Here is a 20,252-nt window from a genome sequence, read left to right as displayed (position 1 = left end):
GTGAATTTATAAATTTTAGCTTTATTTTCTTCTCGGACCTACACTGTCCGCATCATTCATCCTGATTTTTCTTCCTTTGAATTTTTTGCCGTCAAGTGCGCGCACCATCTGGTTTGCAGCTTTCTTGTCTATTTCAATCCAGCTATTCATTTCCTTCATATCAATCCTGCCCAATGAGCTTTTTTGCAGGTCGGATATATCCAGTATGAATTGTATAAAGTTTGCTTTATGGAAGCCGTCTTTGGTGCCCAGGTTGATGAACAATCTCGTGGTATCACCTTCAAAATCTCTCCTGTCGGACTTTCTCTCCTTACCTCCCCTCTCAAAATCTTTTTTATTTTTGGACCTGTCATCTTTGTGAATGTTCAGGTCTTCTGCGTGCTCATAATAATTCAGGAACCTGTCGAACTCCAATGCTGCCACACGTTTCAGGATATCTTCCTTACTCATCTCTGCAAACTTCTCCTTCAACATGGGTACGTATGTTTCATATTCTTCGTTGGTAATATCTGCATTGAGCAAACGATCCATGTAGAAATAAAACTGCTTGCGGCATACGTCTTTTCCGGAAGGTATTTCCATCTTGTTGAGTTCTGCCTGGGAGATTTTTTCAATCTGCTTGAGTTTATACAATTCTCTTGAATGCACAATGCTGATACATACACCGGTACTGCCTGCACGGCCTGTGCGCCCGCTTCTGTGTGTGTATACTTCAATATCATCGGGCAATTCATAATTAATAACGTGGGTGATCTCTTTCACGTCAATACCGCGTGCAGCCACGTCTGTAGCGATCAGCAGCTGTAAGGCTTTGTCCCTGAACTGCCCCATTACCTTATCGCGCTGGGGCTGCGTAAGATCGCCGTGCAATGCATCTACATCATAACCTTCGCGTATCAGTTTTTCAGTGATGTTCTGTGCATCTACTTTGGTTCTTGTAAAGATCAGCCCGTAAATGCCTGGATTAAAATCAATCAACCGCTTCAGTGTTTCGTACCTGTTAGAGGCAGAGGTAACATAATATTGATGATCAATATTTTTATTGGTCGTGTTGATCTTTCCTACTGTGACTTCCACCGGGGTCTGCATGTATCGCTTGCTTACTTTGCGGATCTCGTTGGGCATGGTGGCGCTGAAAAGCCAGGTGGCTTCACGCTCCGGCGTATTCTGCAAAATAAATTCTATATCTTCCTGGAAGCCCATGTTCAGCATTTCATCTGCTTCGTCCAGTACTACGTATTTTATTTTTTCGAGGTTGATTGCTTTTCTTTCTATCAGGTCAATCAGGCGGCCGGGAGTTGCTACAATAATTTGTGCGCCCCTGCGAATGTCCTTAATCTGCATCATGATGTTGGCGCCGCCGTAGACTGCCACAACATTTACAGCCTTTATATATTTTTTGAAGTTGACCATTTCTTTCACGATCTGCATACACAGTTCGCGTGTAGGACAAATGATCAGGGCCTGAGGGTGCTTTTCATTATGGTCGATCAGCTGTAGAAGGGGAAGCCCGAATGCAGCTGTTTTACCTGTACCGGTTTGTGCGAGCCCGATAAAATCTTTTTCTCCGGAAAGCAATACAGGTATAGCTTTTTCCTGTATTTCCGTAGGGTTTACAAAACCTAAGTCTTCAACAGCTTGTAAGATGTTTTCTTCTAAAGCCAGTTCTTTGAATGTTATCATTATTATTTTTTAATGTGCGACAAAATTAACCTATCTGTCTAAAATCTTTTTTATTTTATTACTATTATCAATTAAATCAGCCAGAAATTCCCAGTTCTCTTTTTCCAGCGAGGATTTAAATTTTCTTAATTGTGAAATGTGCTCGTTCAAGACATCCAGCACATTTTCTTTGTTTTGCATAAATATAGGCACCCAGGTTTGCGGATTGGATTTAGCCAAACGTACGGTACTTTCAAAGCCGGAACTGGCCAGGTCGAAGATATTGTCTTCTTCTTTTTCTTTTTCCAGAACCGTATTTGCCAGCGCAAAGCTGGTGATATGCGATATGTGTGAAACGTAAGCCAGGTGTACATCGTGGGCCATACCATTCATATACACAATATTCATCCCGATCTTTTTTATGATCTTTTCAACCGTTTCCGAAACATCAGGATCACTGTCTTCCTTGCTGCAAATGATAAAGTTTTTACCCTGTAATACATGGTGCATGGCAGCTTCCGGGCCGCTGAATTCTGTACCCCACATAGGGTGCGCAGGAAGAAATCTTTTTCTTTTCGGGTGACCTGCTACCGCTTTGATCAGCGCTTCTTTAGTAGATCCCATATCTATTACCATCTGGTTTTCTACCAGGTCCAGCACCTTCGGCAACACTTCCACGCAAGTATTTACAGGCACCGACAGAATAACCAGGTCTGCTTTTCCGATAGCTTCTTCCATCGGTAATAATTCATCCACAATACCAAGCGCCAATGCTTTAGCTTCTGAAGGCCTCCCCACACGAATGCCAATGATCTTTTCAGCAATTTTATGATCCCTTAATGCATAAGCGAAAGTACCGCCGATGAGCCCGAGCCCAAGAATAGCAACGGTTCCAACCTTAGTGTTTTTGTTCTCAACTTCAGCCATTATTCTTTATTTACATTTTTAAGTCTTGCTATAGAATCCTCGAACCTTTGCTGATTGCCGCATAAAGAAATGCGTATGTAATTATTGCCTTCACTGCCGAAAATACCCCCTGGTGTGATGAACACATTTGATTTGTATAAAACATCGTCTGCCAGCTGGTAGCCATCTGCATATTCACCGGGAACTTTTGCCCATATGAACAGGCCTGTCTGCGTTTTATCATAGCTGCATCCCAGCAGATTTAAAAGTTCGTATACCTTTTCTCTCCTGGATTCATATATTTTGTTCAACTCCTCATGCCATTCTTTACCCAGCGTTAAAGCCCTGGCGGCAGCGTGTTGCAGCGGAGCAAACATACCGCTGTCCATGTTACTTTTAAAACGAAGAATTTCATCTATGCGTTGCCGGCCGGCCAGCATCATGCCCATGCGCCAGCCTGCCATGTTGTGTGATTTGCTTAAGGAATTCAGCTCTACCGCTACCTCTTTTGCTCCTGGTATTGACAGCAGGCTCAGCGGTTTTTCATTCAGAATAAAACTATACGGATTATCGTGCACCACAAGTATGGCATGCTTTTGAGCAAAAGCAATTATTTTTTCAAACAATGCTGTTGAGGCTGCTTTGCCCGTAGGCATTTGTGTGTAATTTACAAATAGCAGCTTCACTTTGGAAAGATCCTGTTGTTCAATTTCTTCAAAATCAGGAGACCAGTTGTTGGCTTCGTTTAAATTATATGGCCTGGCTTCGGCGCCTGTAAGCTTAATGTTGCTTGCATAGGTCGGATAGCCCGGATTGGGCACCAGGGCTACATCACCTTCATCCAGGTACGTCATGCAAATGTGCATGATGCCTTCTTTTGAGCCCATCAAAGGCAAGATCTCCGTGGCAGGATCCAACTCCACATCGTACCACTTTTTATACCAGCCAGCAACGGCTTCTCTGAACAATGGCAAACCTTTATAGCTCTGGTAACCATGCACTTCAGGTTGAGCGCTAACCTCATTCAAAACTTTAATTACCTCCGGATGCGGAGGCAGATCAGGGCTGCCAATCCCAAGGTTGATAACGTTTTTGCCTTGTTTGTTCATCTCATCTATTTCTCTTAATTTTTTAGAGAAATAATATTCTTCTACCGCCTGTAATCTTTTTGCTACCTGCATTTAACTATAATTGATATTGTTGAAGCTTATTCTTTATTTAGTGTATGCAGCGGTATTATTTACCGCTTTTATAGATGCCGTAAATTTTCATTTCTTCTGTTAACGGGTCAATCTTTTTCATGAGCTTAAAAAACTGCGACTTACTCTCAAATTCCATGTCTACATGAAAACTATATTTCCAGTCGCTACCGGGGATTGGGAAGCTTTGCAGCTTGGTGAGGTTGATGCCGGCCTCATTTACTTTATTTAAAACCTTTGCCAGGCTTCCTTTCGAGTTATCGGTATGAAAATAGACAGAAGCTTTATTGGCATCTTCAATTTCTTCGGATACTTCTGCACGCTGTAATACCAAAAACCTGGTATAATTATTTTTCAGGGTATGGATGTTCGGGGCAATAATATCCAGGTTATAAATTTTTGCTGCGAGAGCGCTGGCAATAGCAGCATTGGTTTTACTTTTGTTCCTGGCAATACGTTTGGCGCTTAAAGCTGTATCGTCTGATTCTACCAGTTTCCATTGAAACTTATCTAAAAATTGTTCGCATTGCTGCAATGCCATGGGGTGTGAATGTACTTCCTTAATTTCCTCTAATGTTATGCCTCTATTGGCCATGAGCTGTTGGTTGATCTGCAGATATACCTCACCAACGATCTTGAGGTTGCTTTTTAATAATAAATTGTAATTGGGTAAAATACTGCCTGCAATTGAGTTTTCAATTGCCATAACGCCGCCGCTGCTTTCTTTTTTGTTGGAAGCTGTTTTTATTACTTCTTTGAAGGTGTTGCAGCAAATAACTTCTACATTTCCTTTAAAAAAACTTTCTGCCGCCTCCTGGTGAAAGCAACCGGGGAAGCCCTGGATAGAAACAATGTTTTTTTGCTCAATTAATTTTTGCCTGATGCTTTTTGCCATAAAATAAAAAAATCTCAACCCTTCCGGACTGAGATTATACTTTTTAATATTTTTATTTTTATTAGATTTTAAGCATAACAACTCAGTCCATTTTTACTAAAATAGAAATAACCAAAAAAATAAAAGAAATTGTTATTGCTTTGCATATACTCTATTAATTCTTTGCAAAAGTAGTATAATATTTAATACAACAAAAAAAATTTTTAATTAACGATCGCCGGATGGTGATTCTCTTGCAACAAATCTTTTCCGGCTAAACATCCATTTCAGTAAGTCAGGCTCTGCAAAAACATTGTCCCAACTGTTGTGATTTGCTTCGGGATACAAAGTAAACTTTACATCCACAGCATGCTTCTTCATCGCTTTTACCATGTCTACTGAAAATTCCGGATCAACCACATCATCTTTAGCGCCATGAAACACCCACCACCTGGTACCCTTTAAATTGGCTGCCGTAGCAGGATGTGCGCCGCCGCAGATAGGCACAGCAGCAGCAAACGTATAAGGCATACGGTTTACAATTTCAAAGGTACCCATCCCGCCCATGCTCAAACCCATTACATATACCTGTTCTTTGCTGATCTTGTATTGCCTGTGCAGGTTGTGCAATAGCGACATGGTTAGTTTCATAGATGTTGACGGTTCGCCTGTATGCACGAAATAAAAAGACCTCTTACCGTTTTCTTTGGCCACGGTTTGTACGTTGCTCCAATAATATTGACTGGCGTTTTGCGGAAATACAACAATTGCCGGGTATTTTTTCCTGTTTACCGGATCCAGGAACAGCTTAGCACCATGTACCAGTTGCTTCTCATTATCGTTGCCGCTCTCGCCTCTCCCATGCAGAAATAGCACTAACGGGTACTTTTTGGCCGCATCAAAGTTTTCAGGCAATAAGATCCGGTAAGGGAGTGTATCGCCATTCTGAATAAATTTATATTTAGCGAATAAGGAAAAGTCCTGCGCATGCAAAGCACAGGATGAAATTGTCAACAATACTAATACCAGAAAATGTTTCATGTGTATAAATTTAATTTTTGCTGTTTGCCACATGGAACAACCTTTGATTCTTATTTGGTCGCACCTTAGGCGAATGGCTATTTCATTACTTACCTCTTCTTTCATCAATAATTCGAAATAATTCTTCAGGCTCATTGGTAGTGATATACTCAAAGTTATTATCCAGCAACCATTTCATACCTTCTGCGTCATTCACTGTCCAGGCATTCAGCGCAATGTTGTGGTCTTTAGCCATCTTTATCCATCCGGGATTTTTTCTGAAAATATCATAATGATAATCAGCTCCCCTGATGCCTGCCTGTTTCAGTTCAAGAGGAGATTTATCACCATTCAGGTACTGGGTGTTGGCATGTGGATTCAATGCCAGGATTTTCTTCAGAATATCAAAATCAAAGCTGATGTAAACCATATACTTTTCTGCTTTCAATTCTTTCACCAGGGCTAAAACTTTCTCTGCCATTTGCTGTCCGCGCAACTTACTGATGGAAGAAGGTTTTATTTCGCAAATAAGTTTTGTAGTCTTATTATTTTTCATTCCTTCCTGAATGGCATCTTTCAGTAGCGGCAGAGATTCGCCGTTGCCCAGTTTATGCCGGTTGAGTGCGGCATAGTCGGTTTTCTCTATGGGCAGTTTAAAATAGTCATGATCATGATTTAATACCAATACATTGTCAGCAGTCATATGCACATCGAACTCAGTACCTGCACAACCCAATGCTACCGCGTGTTTCAGCGATGCTATAGAATTTTCAGGAAGGTTTAATTGCTTAAAGGCTCCCCGGTGTGCTATCACCGGGTTATCGGCCGGGATTTTGCCTTGTTTCATTGAAGTACAACTAAAAAGCAGGACTGCTGATAGTATAATTATACATTTCATTCTTTATAGTTTAAAAACTGCAATTTATTACTTTTCCCACATAACTTTTTGTTTTTGCAGATCGCTGGAGTTTGTGCCTATCATTATTTCAAATTCACCGGGTTCCCATACATGCTTTAATTCACTGTTGTAAAACTTCAGGTCTTCTGTAGTAATGGAAAATTCTACGCGCTTGCTCTCACCTGCTTTTATAAATACTTTTTGGAAGCCTTTCAACTCTTTCACCGGTCTTGTAATGCTTCCCACCATATCACGAATATACAACTGTACCACTTCTTCACCATCAAATTTACCTTTGTTGGTAACCGTTACAGATGCTTTCAACTGTTGATTGTTTTTTAATTTTTTTGCGCTTAGCTGTAGATCTCCATACACGAAATCTGTATAGCTCAGCCCAAAGCCAAATGGATATAGCGGATCATTAGACACATCCAGGTATCCTGAACGAAACTTCTGAAAGCCTTTTACAGACTCATTTAACGGACGGCCGGTATTTTTATGGTTGTAGAAAATTGGTACCTGGCCAACGTTTCGCGGAAAGGTCATAGGTAATTTACCTGACGGATTTTTATTTCCGAAAATTACATCAGCAATTGCAAGGCCTGCTTCACTACCCGGAAACCATACTTTTAAAATTGCAGGTACATGCTCCTGTTCCCATGTGAGTGCCAGCGGACGGCCGGCGAACAGAACAAGCACAACCGGCTTGCCTGTTTTCAACAGTTCATTTAATAATTCCTGTTGTACTGCAGGGATACCAATGTCTGTTCTGCTGCTGGCTTCTCCACTCATTTCAGCACTTTCTCCTAAGGCAGCAACGATTACATCTGCCCTGGAAGCAACGGCGAGCGCCTCAGCCCGCAAAGCTTCGGGTGTACGAGAGTCGCGGTGCAGGGTTTTGCCAAACATTGTAGCGTTCATTTCTAATACTGAGTCCTGTGTAAGATTAGCGCCCTTGGCATACAATATTTCTGCACTGTTGCCCGCAACATGCTTCAAACCCTGCAACACGGATACTGACTTATCTTGCACTGTTGCCACACTCCATGTGCCAGCCATGTTATTGGCAGCATCTGCGAGCGGGCCTATTAATGCGATCTTACCGGTTTTTTTAAGCGGCAGTGTTTGGCCTTCATTTTTCAAAAGCACGAAACTTTTAGCTGCAATTTCCCTGGCAATATTTCTGTTTGCTGTAGTGTATACTTCTGTCTTAGCACGATTTTTGTTGATGTATTTATACGGATCGTCGAAAAGGCCCAGCTTATACTTTGCTTCCAGTATCCTCCGGCAGGCAGTATCTATCTCTGCTTGTGTTATTTTCTTTTCCTGCAAAGATTTTTTCAATGTTTTCAAAAATCCTTCGCCTACCATATCCATGTCAATGCCTGCTTTCAAGGCTAATGCCGATACGGCCTGCAGGTCGCCCATGCCATGATCTATCATTTCATTAATGCCTGTATAATCAGTAACAACAAATCCTTTGAAGCCCCATTGCCTGCGCAGCACATCTGTCATCAGCCATTTATTGCCCGTAGCAGGGATGCCGTCAACTTCATTGAAAGAAGCCATTACGCTGCCTACGCCTGCATCTACAGCCGCTTTGTAAGGAGGAAAATATTCATTGTACATTCTTATACGGCTCATGTCAACCGTATTGTAATCCCTGCCTGCCTCCGGGGCTCCGTATAAGGCGAAATGCTTTACACAAGCCAGGATATTATTGTTGGCAAAATTACCTGTTCTTCCCTGGTAGCCGTAGACCATTGCTTTTGCAATTGCACTTCCCAGATACGGATCCTCGCCGCTACCTTCCGAAACCCTTCCCCAGCGCGGATCACGCGAAATATCTGTCATAGGGCTGAATGTCCAGCTGATACCATCTGCGCTGGCTTCCGTAGCAGCAATGCGTGCAGACTGCTCCACAGCCTGCATGTCCCATGTAGCGGCAACACCCAACGGAATGGGGAAGGTAGTTTCATAGCCGTGGATAACATCCATGCCAAATAACATAGGAATTTTCATCCTGCTTTCTTCAACGGCTACTTTTTGTATAGCTTTTATTTTTTCCACGCCTTTGATATTAAAAAGCCCTCCAACGTTGCCTTTCTTTACATTATTGCCGATGTCTGAATTGGTAGCAGTACCGGTAGTAAACTCGCCGGCGCTTGGCAGATTCAGTTGTCCGATCTTTTCATCCAGCGTCATTTTATTCATCAGCGATGTAATGAAGGCATGCATCTTTGCATCCTGAGGCTTTACGCTTTTCTGTGCCGGCAAAGCAGTTGCCGCTAACACAAAAATGAACAACAGCGTACTTAATTTTATTATTTGCTTCTTCATCATTTTTATATTTATTAAGTTTAAAGTTCAAACATTTATTTACGATTGTTTTTTATAATCGCCAGAGGCGATACAATAAACCTATGAAGCGAAGACGTTTCATAGAACCAGTTATTTTTACATTTTCTCTTGTTATTCGAGGCTCCTCACTTCGAATCTGTATTCTATCGCCGCAGGCGATTAAATACTTATTTAAATCCCAGCTTCTTCAACCCCGCTTTTACCTCTTCACAACTCATAAACAAATCCCATAATAACCCGCTCCTATAATTCTCTATCATTAAAATTATGGGCGCCTGGTTGATCGCTAAATATGAATCGGCAAACCATTTCCTCGATAAATTAAATCCATCATAAAATCCATATTCTCCCCATAAGCGGTCTCCCAGTTCGTAATAAAAGTATTTTAATGCTTTTACAGAGGCTTCTGGAAAATAAGGCATTGATGCAATTGCAGCCGACGGGCATATTGTGCCATTGTCTTTTTCGGGCGAATGTGGCCGGTACCGTTTACCGCTGTCACAGGCAGACAACCCCCAACAACGCTCGCTATAACCTTTGTAATTTTTGGGATTAGCTGCACAATAAGCATGGTTGATTTTTGTTTGTGCAATATTTTGTGTCCCGTAATCCGCGTAAGCGTCCTGTAGCCCGCGTGGATCTAAGCCTAAAAAGCTGTAATGTGTAAAAAACATCGGGCCGCCCAAATCGGGGCCCAGCGGCAATGTAGTGCCAAAGAAACTTTTGCCATTTCTAATGTCGCCGTTTCTGGCCCAACCATTATCATAAACGTTTCTGGAAATGGCATATTGTGGTGAAGATGCAGCCAGCACATAGGTGATCAATGCTTCGTTGTAGCCTTCTATTTTCAGGTTAATGTTCTGCTTTCCCGTTTTTGATTCGTGCCAGTACAACACATCTTTACCTCTTGTAAACTTTGCCCACTCTACCTTGTGCCAGATGCTGTTTATTTTTTCCACAATAATTTTATCTGCAATAAAGTATTGTCTTACGGTAAGCAATCCCATTATCAGAAAAGATGTTTCTACGAGGTCGGCTCCTGTATCTTTCTTTGAGAAGGGGATTGTTTCGGCCGTATAGGCATTGTACCAATGTGCATACGCGCCATGAAAAGTTTCACACGACAACAGGAAATCAAGTACCTGAACAATTCTTTGCCTGGCATCATACTTCGATATCCACTTTCTCTCCACACCCACCAGAATTGTCATGATGCCGAATCCTGTGCCACCGCTGGTGATAACATCTTTAAAGCTTTCACTGTTCCGCTCACGAATAGCTCCACAATGCGGATGAGCGAAGTCCCAGAAATAAGCAAATGTCTGTTGCTGTACTTGTTCCAGCAAGGCATCATCACAAAAAACAGAATCCGTGTTCTCCACCAATGTTGCTGTTTGAACCGTTCTATATTTTCTGTTATCAAAAAACATTTATCAATTTTAAAATCATTCTATTTTTATAATACCGGTTCTTTCACCAACACCATGCTCATTAAAAGCTTCTATTGTAAAATAATATTCCTGGTCACGGTTTAATGCTTTCAGATCAAGTTCATTATTGCCATACACCATCCATGAACTGTAAAGCTTATCAGGTGCAATTCCCCAAATAACATTGTATCCCTGCGCATTTGACTGAGCTTTCCATCTAATGATGGCATCGCGCCTGTCAGTCTTCCTGTTAATTGTAAATTGCTGAACCTTCACCGGAGGCTTTCCATTGCCTTTACCAAAGACCCTGATATCGGAAATAGATAAATGCGGTGTTGGGCAATGAATGTTTTTAAAGCGTACATATCTTGTTTTTACGGCATCTGCGAGTGCTACATAATCGTTTGGTACGTCCTGGAAATTCCTGCTTTTATCAACAATTGTAAACCAGCTCTTTCCTTCAACCGAACCTTCCACAATATACCTGTGGTATAAATTCTTTATGCGGCCATACATCCCGGATTTATAATCATTATAATTTATTTGTATAGCCCTGACCTCTGATAAATGCTGCAAATCAATTTCTACCCATTGCTGATCATTATTTTCAGGCGCCAGCCAGAAAGTCTTTGCATTTTCGTCGGTAACATTTTTAGCTGTATAAGATTCGCGGTAGCCAGATGCTTTCACAGGTTTGTTGTAAGACAATAACATCCACCCGGTGAATTTGCCCGAACGCTCACCTGTAGCCGGTGCAAAATGCGGGTAATCACCAAAATAAGTGTCGCTGTACATCAGGCCGTCCTTATCGAAATAAGTAGCATACATACAAAGCCTGCGCTCCCAGTTTACATTCACAGGCATAGCCATGGAAGCAAAGTGCCAGTATTTACCGCCAGGGCCAACCACGGTACTGCCATGACCTGCACCATTCATAAACCCTCCCGGCTTGTAAGAGAAAGGATTGTTTGGCATATATTGAAAAGGACCCAGCGGTTTATTGCTCACATAAGCGCCATCACCGTAAACATTAAATTCTGTGCCCGGTGCGCCATATTGCAAATAATATTTTCCATTGTGTTTGGTCATCCAGGGGCCTTCCATGTATCCGCCCAAAACCGTATCAGCATGATTCTCTCCAAACCGTTCCCAGCCGTGCTTGGACATATCCAGGTAAAACAAAGAATCCACACGGGCAGATAGCGGTTTAAAACGGTCATTTTTATTTAATTCTCTGCCGCGTATCGGGAACACATTAGACGACCCCCAGTACAAATATGTCTTACCATCATCATCAATAAATAATGCAGGATCCTGCAGGTCGTTTAAAATGCCGGGAACCGCTTTCCAGTCGCCCTTTTTAGGATCATCAGTATACAATACGCTCATAGAACCGCTGGGGTCGCCCATGACATACAATACAGAGTCTTTGTAATTGAATGCTGCCGGTGCGTTCGATCCCTGGAAGTACCATTTCTCTGGCGCTATAAATTGCCAGTGCAATAAATCTTTTGAATGCCAGTAACCCATAGAACGTGTAACAAACATATAATACTCACCCCTGAAGCTTACAACCGCCGGATCTGCACCTGAACGATAAGAAAGATCGTTGTAAGCATTGTAAACCATATAAGTGTAATCAATATTCAGCGGGTTACAATAAGTCTGCTGAGCGTGTATGGAGAAACTGACCATTGAAAGCATTATCAGGCCAATAGCCTGCATCTTCCAACAAAAAAATTTTATTATACTTTTTAATTTATAAATATCGCTCATAATTTTCTGCTCTTCTACAAAGCTTAATTTATTTAGCTCCGGTTATTTAACGTTGGTAGGTTATCGGGTTATGTAATTATAAAAGTTATTCGAGATGTTCTCGCCTCCATTCTTTATTCTATCGCCTGAGGCGATCATCTATCAATTATTTAAATCCTAATTTTGTCAAACCTTCCTGCACTTCCGGGCAACTCATAAATAAATTCCACAGCAGCCCGGTACGGTAATTTTCTATCATCACAACTATTGGCCCCTGGTCTATGGCCAGGTATGAATCAGCATACCAGTTTTTAGATTCATTAAACGCATCTTTAAATCCATATTCACCCCAGAGTTTATGGCCCAAATTTATATAAAAGTAGCGCATTGCAGCCATCGACTCTCCGGGGGTGTAAGGAAAGGACGACAGTGCAGCCGTAGGTGCAATGGTGCCATGATCGTTTGTGGGCGAGTGTGCATTGTAACCGTTATAAGTATCGCAGGCAGAGAGCCCCCAGCTGTTTTTGCCGTAGCCTTTAAACGCTTTAGGATTATCTACGCAATACTGGTAATGAATTTTTGCATGTGCGGTATTTTGTTGCCAGTAATCGGCATAAGCATCTTTTAAACCTCTTGGGTCTAATCCCATGAAACTGTAATGTGCAAAAAATAACGGGCCGCCGTAATCAAAGCCTAAAGGCAATGTTGTATTATAAAACTGTTTACCGTTTTTGAAAAAGTTGCTCATTGCCCAGCCTTTATGATATACACTGGCTTTGACCGGATATTTTTTTGATGATGCAGCCAGGACATACGTTATCAGTGCTTCATTGTAGCCCCGCAATTCAAAATCCATTGCCCAGCCGTTGTTCGGGCTCCAGTGCCAGTACATTACTTCCCGGTTTTCACGGGTAAAGAAATCCCATTCTGCTTCATTCCACATCCAATTGATGCGGTCGCGTATTGCAGCTTCCACAGTATTATTTTTGTTGAAATACTGCCTGGCCGTAAGTAAGCCCTGAAAAAGAAAAGAACTCTCAACAATATCTGCCCCGTCATCCTTCCGGCTAAACCGAATTGTTTTGCCTGTTTCTCCATTGAGCCAATGCGGGAACATGCCATGATAGCTGTCTGCCTTCCATAAAAATTTCACGATCTTATTCACCCGGGCAGCTGCCTGCTCACGCGTGATCCACCCTCTTTCCGCCGCAACGATAATGGCCATGATGCCGAAACCTGATCCACCTGTTGTTACAACTTCATTGCCGTACTCAGCAGTAGCGTTGCTTCTCTCCCGCGCCATGCCGGAAACGGGATGGGCAAAATCCCAGAAATAGCGGAAGGTCTGTTTCTGTACTAAGTCTACCAATGCCGAATCAGAGATATTTTTATCAATCCTGAGCGTATAGGATGTGGATTCACTTTTTGTAGTTTTTACTTGTGCAATAACCACAAAAGGGGAAATAAATATCAGCTGTAAGAGTAACTGTGTTCTAATAAAACTCATTTTACTTTTTTCATTTTGAAAAGAAGCTATTGGTGGTTTCCAATAGCCTTCTATTTAATCATAAGCTGGCCTATTTGGTAATCCGCATAGCATTTATGTAATAAAAACCTGTGCTGTTATTGTTATTTTCTCCTGCCGTAATCGTAATAGTTACCTCTCCATTATCATTTGGTTGTACAGCGTTTGCACAGGATATGACAGATTTATTATTTGAGGAGTTTTGCAACACTGCTACTTCATTTTTACCTGTAGTAATAAATTTTGTTTCTCTATTGTCTGTTGATTGATTTCTTGAACCAAAGTAGCAGAAATTATATTTCATATTTTTGTCTAAGCCGGATATTTTCAGTTTACTTTGTTTAACCAATACTCCGCCAAATTCTGCTTTCGAATTACCGAAAAATGCAGATGCAGATACTGCAGAAGGCATATTGAAATCCGTAGTAGTAGAGCTTTCCCCTGAAGTATTAGCACCGTTAAATTTTTCAGTGATTGTTAAGCGAATACCTGTGTAATTGTTTGTATTATTTTTTAGCGATACTGATGTTTCTTCTCTAAATGCTGTTACTCCATTCCATCCTGCAGGAGCTGCTGCCGTACCAAAGTTAATCAATATAGACCCGGTAAAATCGCCAGTACCCTGGAAATTCACCATTTCAGTCACGACGTTAGGATTCTGCATAGCATAATGCGCGGCATTTTGTGCAATATTTGTTTCAAACTGTGAAAGCTCGGATGGCTTGTAGGTATTACCAACAGGCGATTTTCCAAAAATAGATTCGTACCATGTAGCAGCCGCAACATACCTGCCAAAGGGAATGCTTAAATGATAACCATCACGGGTAAAATTATCTCCTACCACACTTGTTCTCGCATTTTGAATAGCAGTACCAGACGGTACAATTTTTTCTGCATTGATAAGCGTTTTAGCCTGGTTATACGCACCTACAATGGCTTTGTACATTTTCATTTGATCTTTATCATAATTTACAAAACCTGCGTGGGTACTGTTCTGTGCATATGCCCATGTTTGATGCAACAAATATTTTACATTCGGATTCAACGCTTTTCCTTTCACATAATTATACAAAACAGGCAATGTTTTCTCAAAAGTGCTGAAAATACCAGATTCCTGGCTTACCTGCTGGAAACTTATGTAGTCCCAATATTCGTCACCTATTGCCGTGGCAATAGATATATTGGGATAGATTTTCTTAGCTCCATTCTTTATTTTCCTATAGCTGTAAATGGACGCATTCTTAGCGGCATTATCTACATGCAGGTCAAGCGAAGCCCCTCCTATATACAAATTTCCTATAACGATAGAATCTCCTGTAGCTTTTGCCAACTCATATAAATGGCTTTCAATTGCATCTTCTGAAAAGCTGTTGCCTATTGCCAATACTTTTATAATTCCATCATTCTTACCTTGATATTCAGAAGGAGGAATTGTTTCAGGCAAACCATTGGGATTACCCACTTTGGTGCATGACATAAAAAGAAAGATGGAAAAGATTATTATCTGTGATGTTGCTCTTGCATAGATTTTAATTTTTTTCATATATGTTTGTTATTTAATAGTAATGTACCTTTATTTCTAATGATATTCCTTTAATATTGATTTATTCATTTCACTTGTAAAAATACCTCCTGTTTGATATAATAAATCAGCTCCAGCAAGGTTTTCCAATAAGAACCTCTACGCCTGCACCAACAGATAAGTTATTTAACACAGTATAATTGAATTCTAAGTTCTTTGTAAACCATAACCCATTTGCTTTGCAAACAGCACTCGAAATAAGTTACGGATCGTTTGATCATAATTATACTTTGTTGGTTATATTCCCCATTGTTAAGATTGAGGATATCCAGGGTTCTGAATTAATACCTTTTTACTTAAATCTATTTGCTGCTGTGGTATAGGTAACAATTCATCCCTCCCGGCAGTAAAATTGGGCTTACCGGCAGAATGTAAAGTTTGCGCTGCGATACCCCATCTTACAAGATCAAAGAAACGATCGTGTTCCATAGCCAGTTCTATTCTTCTTTCATGTCTTATAGCATCACGCAATTCGGTCTGGCTATCAGTAGTAATGTCAGGTAAGGTACCTGCTGCTGCTCCTCTTCTAGCACGTGCTCTTACAGAATTTAACGCATTTCTTGCATCAGCTACATTACCTAATTCATTGGCGGCTTCAGCATACATTAAAACCACATCGGCATATCGCAATATTCTTACATTCAGCCACCATGTACCGCGGCTGATGGAATTTCTGAGCACTGGGCTGCCCAGCACTTTGTGATTATACCTTGGGTTAGGCACCTGATCCGGATAGCGGGGCATCAATTCTCCGTAATAGGAATAACGTGGTGTAGAAGCTGTAGAGGCATATAGAATCGTTCTTTCTTTGCGCGGGTCTCCTGCCTCATAAGCTGCTTCTAAATAAGTACTGGGCGTATTCCATCCCCAACCTAAGTTCCATTCTCCCGAACCTCTTACACCTTGCAGATTATTGTATTGGATTCCATTAGCCTGTGTAATAGAAGCAGATGCTGTAGCCTGTACTTCAAAAACAGATTCTTTACTATTCTCTCCTTGCTCTGTAAATATTATTCCATAATTTACAGAAAGATCATATTGGCCTGAGTTCATTACCAGTTGAGCGGCAGCTGCTGCCTGAGCCCATTTCTTTTGAGTAAGATATACTTTTGACAGCATACCGTTAGCTGCCCCTTTGGTAAGTCTTCCTGCAAACTGGTTCTGATTCCAGCTCATAGGTAAATATTGTGCGGCAAAGTTCAGATCTTCTTCAATAAAAGCATACACCTCAGAGGGCTTGCTCTGCGGCACTACCTGTTGTGCAGCCGGATCAGAGTAAACCGTATCTATAATAGGTACATTTCCAAATAAACGCACCAGCATAAAGTATGCATAACCTCTTAAGAATTTAACTTCTGCCCTTGATTGCTGCTTAATGCCTTCGGAGGCAACTATAGTAGATAAAGTATCTATGTTAGCAATAGCGCTATTGCATTTATTAATCAGGCCGTAATAACCTGTCCATAAGGCATTTGCTCTGCCTCCGGTAGACAGGGCTGGAAAGTTGTCCATGCCTATTACATCTGCACCACCATCTGTAGGTGTGCTGCCCTTATCTGCATCGTCACTTCTTATACTTGTAGCTACTACAAAACCATCTACGTGCACAGAATAACTGCGCAGATCGTTGTATGCACCAAAAATAAACTGATCGTATGGCCCTGAACCTCCCGGATAAGGATAATTATCAGCAGTATATTCCCCTTGGCGCTGGGTATCTAAAAAATCTTTCTTACAGCCTGTAACTGCAAATACTGCCGCTATTGCTAAGAATAGTAATAAATACTTATTGTTGTATATTCTTTTCATGTGTATTTAATTTATTTGTTTTTCAGTTGCCACATGGAATAACCATCTTTTAGATTCAATACTCATTCCCGGTTGATTCCACCTTAGGCGAGATGGTTATTTCATAATAATTTTTTTCTCTTTAACGTATTAAAAGGTAAGATTTATGCCAAATGTATAAGAAGCAGGTATGGGATATACTGCATTATCGGCGCCACCGCCGGTAATATTTCCAATGGCAGCTTCGGGAGAATAGCCTGTGGTTCGCGTCCATGTATAAAGATTTTGGCCACTTACATACAGTCTTGCTTGTTTAAATATACTTTTACTTAATGTTTGTGGGTTAAAAGTATAACCTATTTGTACTGTACGCAGGCGCACATAATCACCGGGCTCCAGGTAATAACTGCTAAACAGGAAGTTGTTTCCTCTTGTATTATCTAAAATAGGTTCTATGTTAGATGTACCGGGGCCAGTCCAGGCATTTAAGCGATTGCTTTCGTAATTTAATGTAGTAAAATATCTGGTGCGGCGCTGCGCAAAAATTTTGTTGCCGGCTACGCCTTGCCCTTCTATTAATAGATCAAAACCTTTAAACCCGAAATTTAGATTTAATGCAAAACTGTATGGAGGAAACGGAGTGCCCAGGTAAGTTCTGTCTGCAGAAGTGATAGTATCGTTGCCGTCAATATCTCTGTACATAATGTCACCCGGACGTGCATTGGCATAGTACGGAGAATTTTCTATCTGAGTTACTGTCTGGTAAATACCCTGTTGCTCATACCCGTAAAAGTGTCCGATAGAGTAACCTGTAATGGTTCTGTTAGCTCCATCATTACCTAATATTTCAAAATTAATTTTATCACCTATAGAGTTTACCGTGTTTTTGTTATAACTAAAGTTGCCTCCTACCCCATAACTGAAACCGTTATCAAGTCTATCGTTCCAATTTGCTGATACTTCAATTCCCCTGTTGGTAATTTTACCTAAATTCGTAAAATAAGATCTTGTATCATTTGGTATAGGAAGCCTTGTGAGTATATCGGTCGTAGTTCTGTCATACCAGGTTACTTCTGTATTTAGCCTATTGTTAAATACGCGCATTTCCAAACCTAGATCTATACCTCTTACTATTTCCCAATGTAGATTAGGATCCGGTATATATGCCGCCTGAATAGCCGTATAGACGTTATCACCAAAAATGGCTGTTGAAGCATTAGATATACCGGGTTGATACAAATTGTTTTGTACACCATTGGAATTGCCTATTTTTCCCCAGGATGCTCTTAGCTTCAAAAAATTTATTTTTTCAATGTTGGCAAAAAAATCTTCCTGAGAGATTACCCATCCTGTACCAATACTACCAAATGTACCCCATCGGTTAGCAGGAGAAAATTTAGAACTTCCATCTCTGCGTATAGTAGCATTGAGAAGATATTTGTTTTTGTAAGCATAATTAGCGCGGGCGAAAAATCCCATTAAAGAATTTTTAGTACCGGTACCGTTGTAAGAGCCTGGATTATTTGGGTTTATTACATTTAAATACCAGAAGTCAGGATGGTTAGGCACATTTACAGTAGTATCTCTTCTGTTACCATTTAAATTGGTATTGTCTTCATATACAGTGGTAAGACCGGCAATAGCTGTTAATCTATGTGCGTTGTTAAAGTTTTTATCCCATGTTAAGGTATGATCCTGCTGGAACTTTCTGAATTCATTCTGAGCTTGGGCAACAGCGGTAAATTGACGGCTGTCAAAGGTAGTATCACTACTTCCTCCCTGCTCTCCTAAATTTATAAACCTGTATGGAAGCGGAGTATATCCTCTCTCATTGTTAAACCCTAAATCAGTATAAAAAGTCGATCTCCAGGTGAACTCTTGCAAGAACTTAATTTCAGCAAATATATTCCCCACAAACCTGTAACCCCTGTTAATCTTTGTATTTTTATTTCTTTCCATTGTGGCGGCAAGATTTCCTACTTCTGCCCTCTGAAAAGAAGGCATACTGTAATATAAACCTTCTCCGGCCTGAACAGGTACTATAGGCACGGCCCATAAAGCATTGGTCAACGTTACATTCGTGGGATTTAGTTTCCAGTATGAACCTGCTAAGTCGCCTCCTACTTTAATATTATCAGTAATTTTTATTTCCTGATTTAAGCGCGCCGTAATACGTTCATATTCTCCATATTTTATTACTCCCTGGTTTTTATTATAGCCAAGACTTATCAAAGACGTTGTTTTTTCACCGCTATTAGAAATACTTAAGCTGTGATTTGTTAGAAACGCATTTCTGATGATAAGTTTCTGCCAATCTGTATTGGCTGTATAATTAGTATAATCAAATGGCACAGCTCCAATATTGGCCAACTGCATATCATATAATTTTTTAAAACCTGCGGCATCTGTTACATCTATAAGATTTACTATTTTATTAATGCCTGCTGAACTTTGCAGGTTCACTCTTGTTTGTCCGCGGGCAGCTCTTTTAGTAGTAATAGCTATCACGCCATTTGCTCCTCTTAATCCATAAATGGCAATGGAGGAAGGATCCCTAAGCACATCCATTGTTTCAATATCCGACTGATTGATGAAATCTATATTGTCATGCAAAACACCATCAACAACATACAATGGAGAAGCGCTATTTGTACTGTTTACACCTCTGATTCGCACCGTCGGGGCAGCTCCGGGCAGCCCTGAATTTACCACTGTTAAACCTGCAACTCTGCCTTGTAATGAACTGATAGGATTAGTATTAGGCCTACTTGCTATTTCCTCACCTTTAATCTGGGTTATTGATCCTGTAACATCAATTTTACGTTGTGTACCATAACCAATCACTACTACCTCGCTGCCCGCTGCCTGAGCCATTTGCGGTAAAAGTTGGATATTGATAACTGCAGAATCACCTAAAGTGTACGTATTGGTTTCATAACCTAAGCTTGTAATTTCCAGCACGTCGCCGGTTGCAGCATTAATCTTGAATGTGCCGTCCGTTGCTGTTATTGTTCCGATATTCTTTCCTAAAACCTGAATCGCAGCCCCACCTATAGCTGCACCGCTTTCAATGTCACTTACCATACCTGTATATGTTTGCTGTGCAAATAAAAATATAGGCGACATGAAAAATAGTAACAAGAAGTAATGCTTTTTCTTCATAAAAATATAATTTAAAATAATTCCAAATCTAAAAAATACTTCCCCTATGTATGGGCCATTTTACCACATCAAACATGCATCAGAATAATT

General features: G+C 40.8%; 13 protein-coding genes. All 13 read right to left on the bottom strand.

Features of this window, described 5'->3' with window-relative positions; genetic code table 11:
* Positions 1-21: 21 nt before the first annotated feature.
* The gene (locus OD355_RS04490) at positions 22-1,683 is read right to left on the bottom strand and encodes a DEAD/DEAH box helicase (protein ID WP_263037259.1); all 1,662 of its coding nucleotides are present in this window, start codon (positions 1,681-1,683) and stop codon (positions 22-24) included.
* 30 nt (positions 1,684-1,713) lie between these two features.
* Complete coding sequence (locus tag OD355_RS04485; protein WP_263037258.1) at positions 1,714-2,589, bottom strand: prephenate dehydrogenase; 876 nt, start codon at positions 2,587-2,589, stop codon at positions 1,714-1,716.
* Positions 2,589-3,749 (bottom strand): pyridoxal phosphate-dependent aminotransferase, encoded by a 1,161-nt coding sequence (locus OD355_RS04480; protein ID WP_263037257.1) that lies wholly within the window; start codon positions 3,747-3,749, stop codon positions 2,589-2,591. The genes OD355_RS04485 and OD355_RS04480 overlap by 1 nt, the downstream gene beginning before the upstream one ends.
* Before the next feature lie 55 nt (positions 3,750-3,804).
* The gene (locus OD355_RS04475; protein ID WP_263037256.1) at positions 3,805-4,662 is read right to left on the bottom strand and encodes a prephenate dehydratase; all 858 of its coding nucleotides are present in this window, start codon (positions 4,660-4,662) and stop codon (positions 3,805-3,807) included.
* Positions 4,663-4,869: 207 nt separating this feature from the next.
* Positions 4,870-5,682, bottom strand: a complete 813-nt coding sequence (locus OD355_RS04470) for a carboxylesterase family protein (protein ID WP_263037255.1) — start codon at positions 5,680-5,682, stop codon at positions 4,870-4,872.
* Positions 5,683-5,767: 85 nt separating this feature from the next.
* The gene (locus OD355_RS04465; RefSeq protein ID WP_263037254.1) at positions 5,768-6,559 is read right to left on the bottom strand and encodes a glycerophosphodiester phosphodiesterase; all 792 of its coding nucleotides are present in this window, start codon (positions 6,557-6,559) and stop codon (positions 5,768-5,770) included.
* A gap of 27 nt (positions 6,560-6,586) precedes the next feature.
* Positions 6,587-8,899 carry a beta-glucosidase BglX gene (gene bglX, locus OD355_RS04460; RefSeq protein WP_263037253.1) on the bottom strand — a complete coding sequence of 771 codons (2,313 nt, stop codon included), beginning with the start codon at positions 8,897-8,899 and terminating at the stop codon, positions 6,587-6,589.
* Positions 8,900-9,087: 188 nt separating this feature from the next.
* Entirely contained in the window at positions 9,088-10,350 is a 1,263-nt protein-coding gene (locus tag OD355_RS04455; RefSeq protein WP_263037252.1) for a glucoamylase family protein, read from the bottom strand.
* Between the two features lie 15 nt (positions 10,351-10,365).
* Entirely contained in the window at positions 10,366-12,075 is a 1,710-nt protein-coding gene (locus OD355_RS04450; RefSeq protein WP_263037251.1) for a family 43 glycosylhydrolase, read from the bottom strand.
* A gap of 196 nt (positions 12,076-12,271) precedes the next feature.
* The gene (locus OD355_RS04445; RefSeq protein ID WP_263037250.1) at positions 12,272-13,612 is read right to left on the bottom strand and encodes a glucoamylase family protein; all 1,341 of its coding nucleotides are present in this window, start codon (positions 13,610-13,612) and stop codon (positions 12,272-12,274) included.
* A gap of 70 nt (positions 13,613-13,682) precedes the next feature.
* Positions 13,683-15,173 carry a DUF4886 domain-containing protein gene (locus OD355_RS04440; protein WP_263037249.1) on the bottom strand — a complete coding sequence of 497 codons (1,491 nt, stop codon included), beginning with the start codon at positions 15,171-15,173 and terminating at the stop codon, positions 13,683-13,685.
* A gap of 291 nt (positions 15,174-15,464) precedes the next feature.
* Positions 15,465-17,021 carry a RagB/SusD family nutrient uptake outer membrane protein gene (locus tag OD355_RS04435; RefSeq protein ID WP_263037248.1) on the bottom strand — a complete coding sequence of 519 codons (1,557 nt, stop codon included), beginning with the start codon at positions 17,019-17,021 and terminating at the stop codon, positions 15,465-15,467.
* 129 nt (positions 17,022-17,150) lie between these two features.
* Positions 17,151-20,162, bottom strand: a complete 3,012-nt coding sequence (locus OD355_RS04430) for a SusC/RagA family TonB-linked outer membrane protein (RefSeq protein WP_263037247.1) — start codon at positions 20,160-20,162, stop codon at positions 17,151-17,153.
* Positions 20,163-20,252: the final 90 nt, after the last annotated feature.

It is taken from the genome of Haoranjiania flava, assembly GCF_025631005.1.
Classification (GTDB): domain Bacteria; phylum Bacteroidota; class Bacteroidia; order Chitinophagales; family Chitinophagaceae; genus Haoranjiania; species Haoranjiania flava.
The sequence above is the reverse complement of the archived record's forward strand: the minus strand, read 5'-3'. Positions and strand labels throughout refer to the sequence as shown.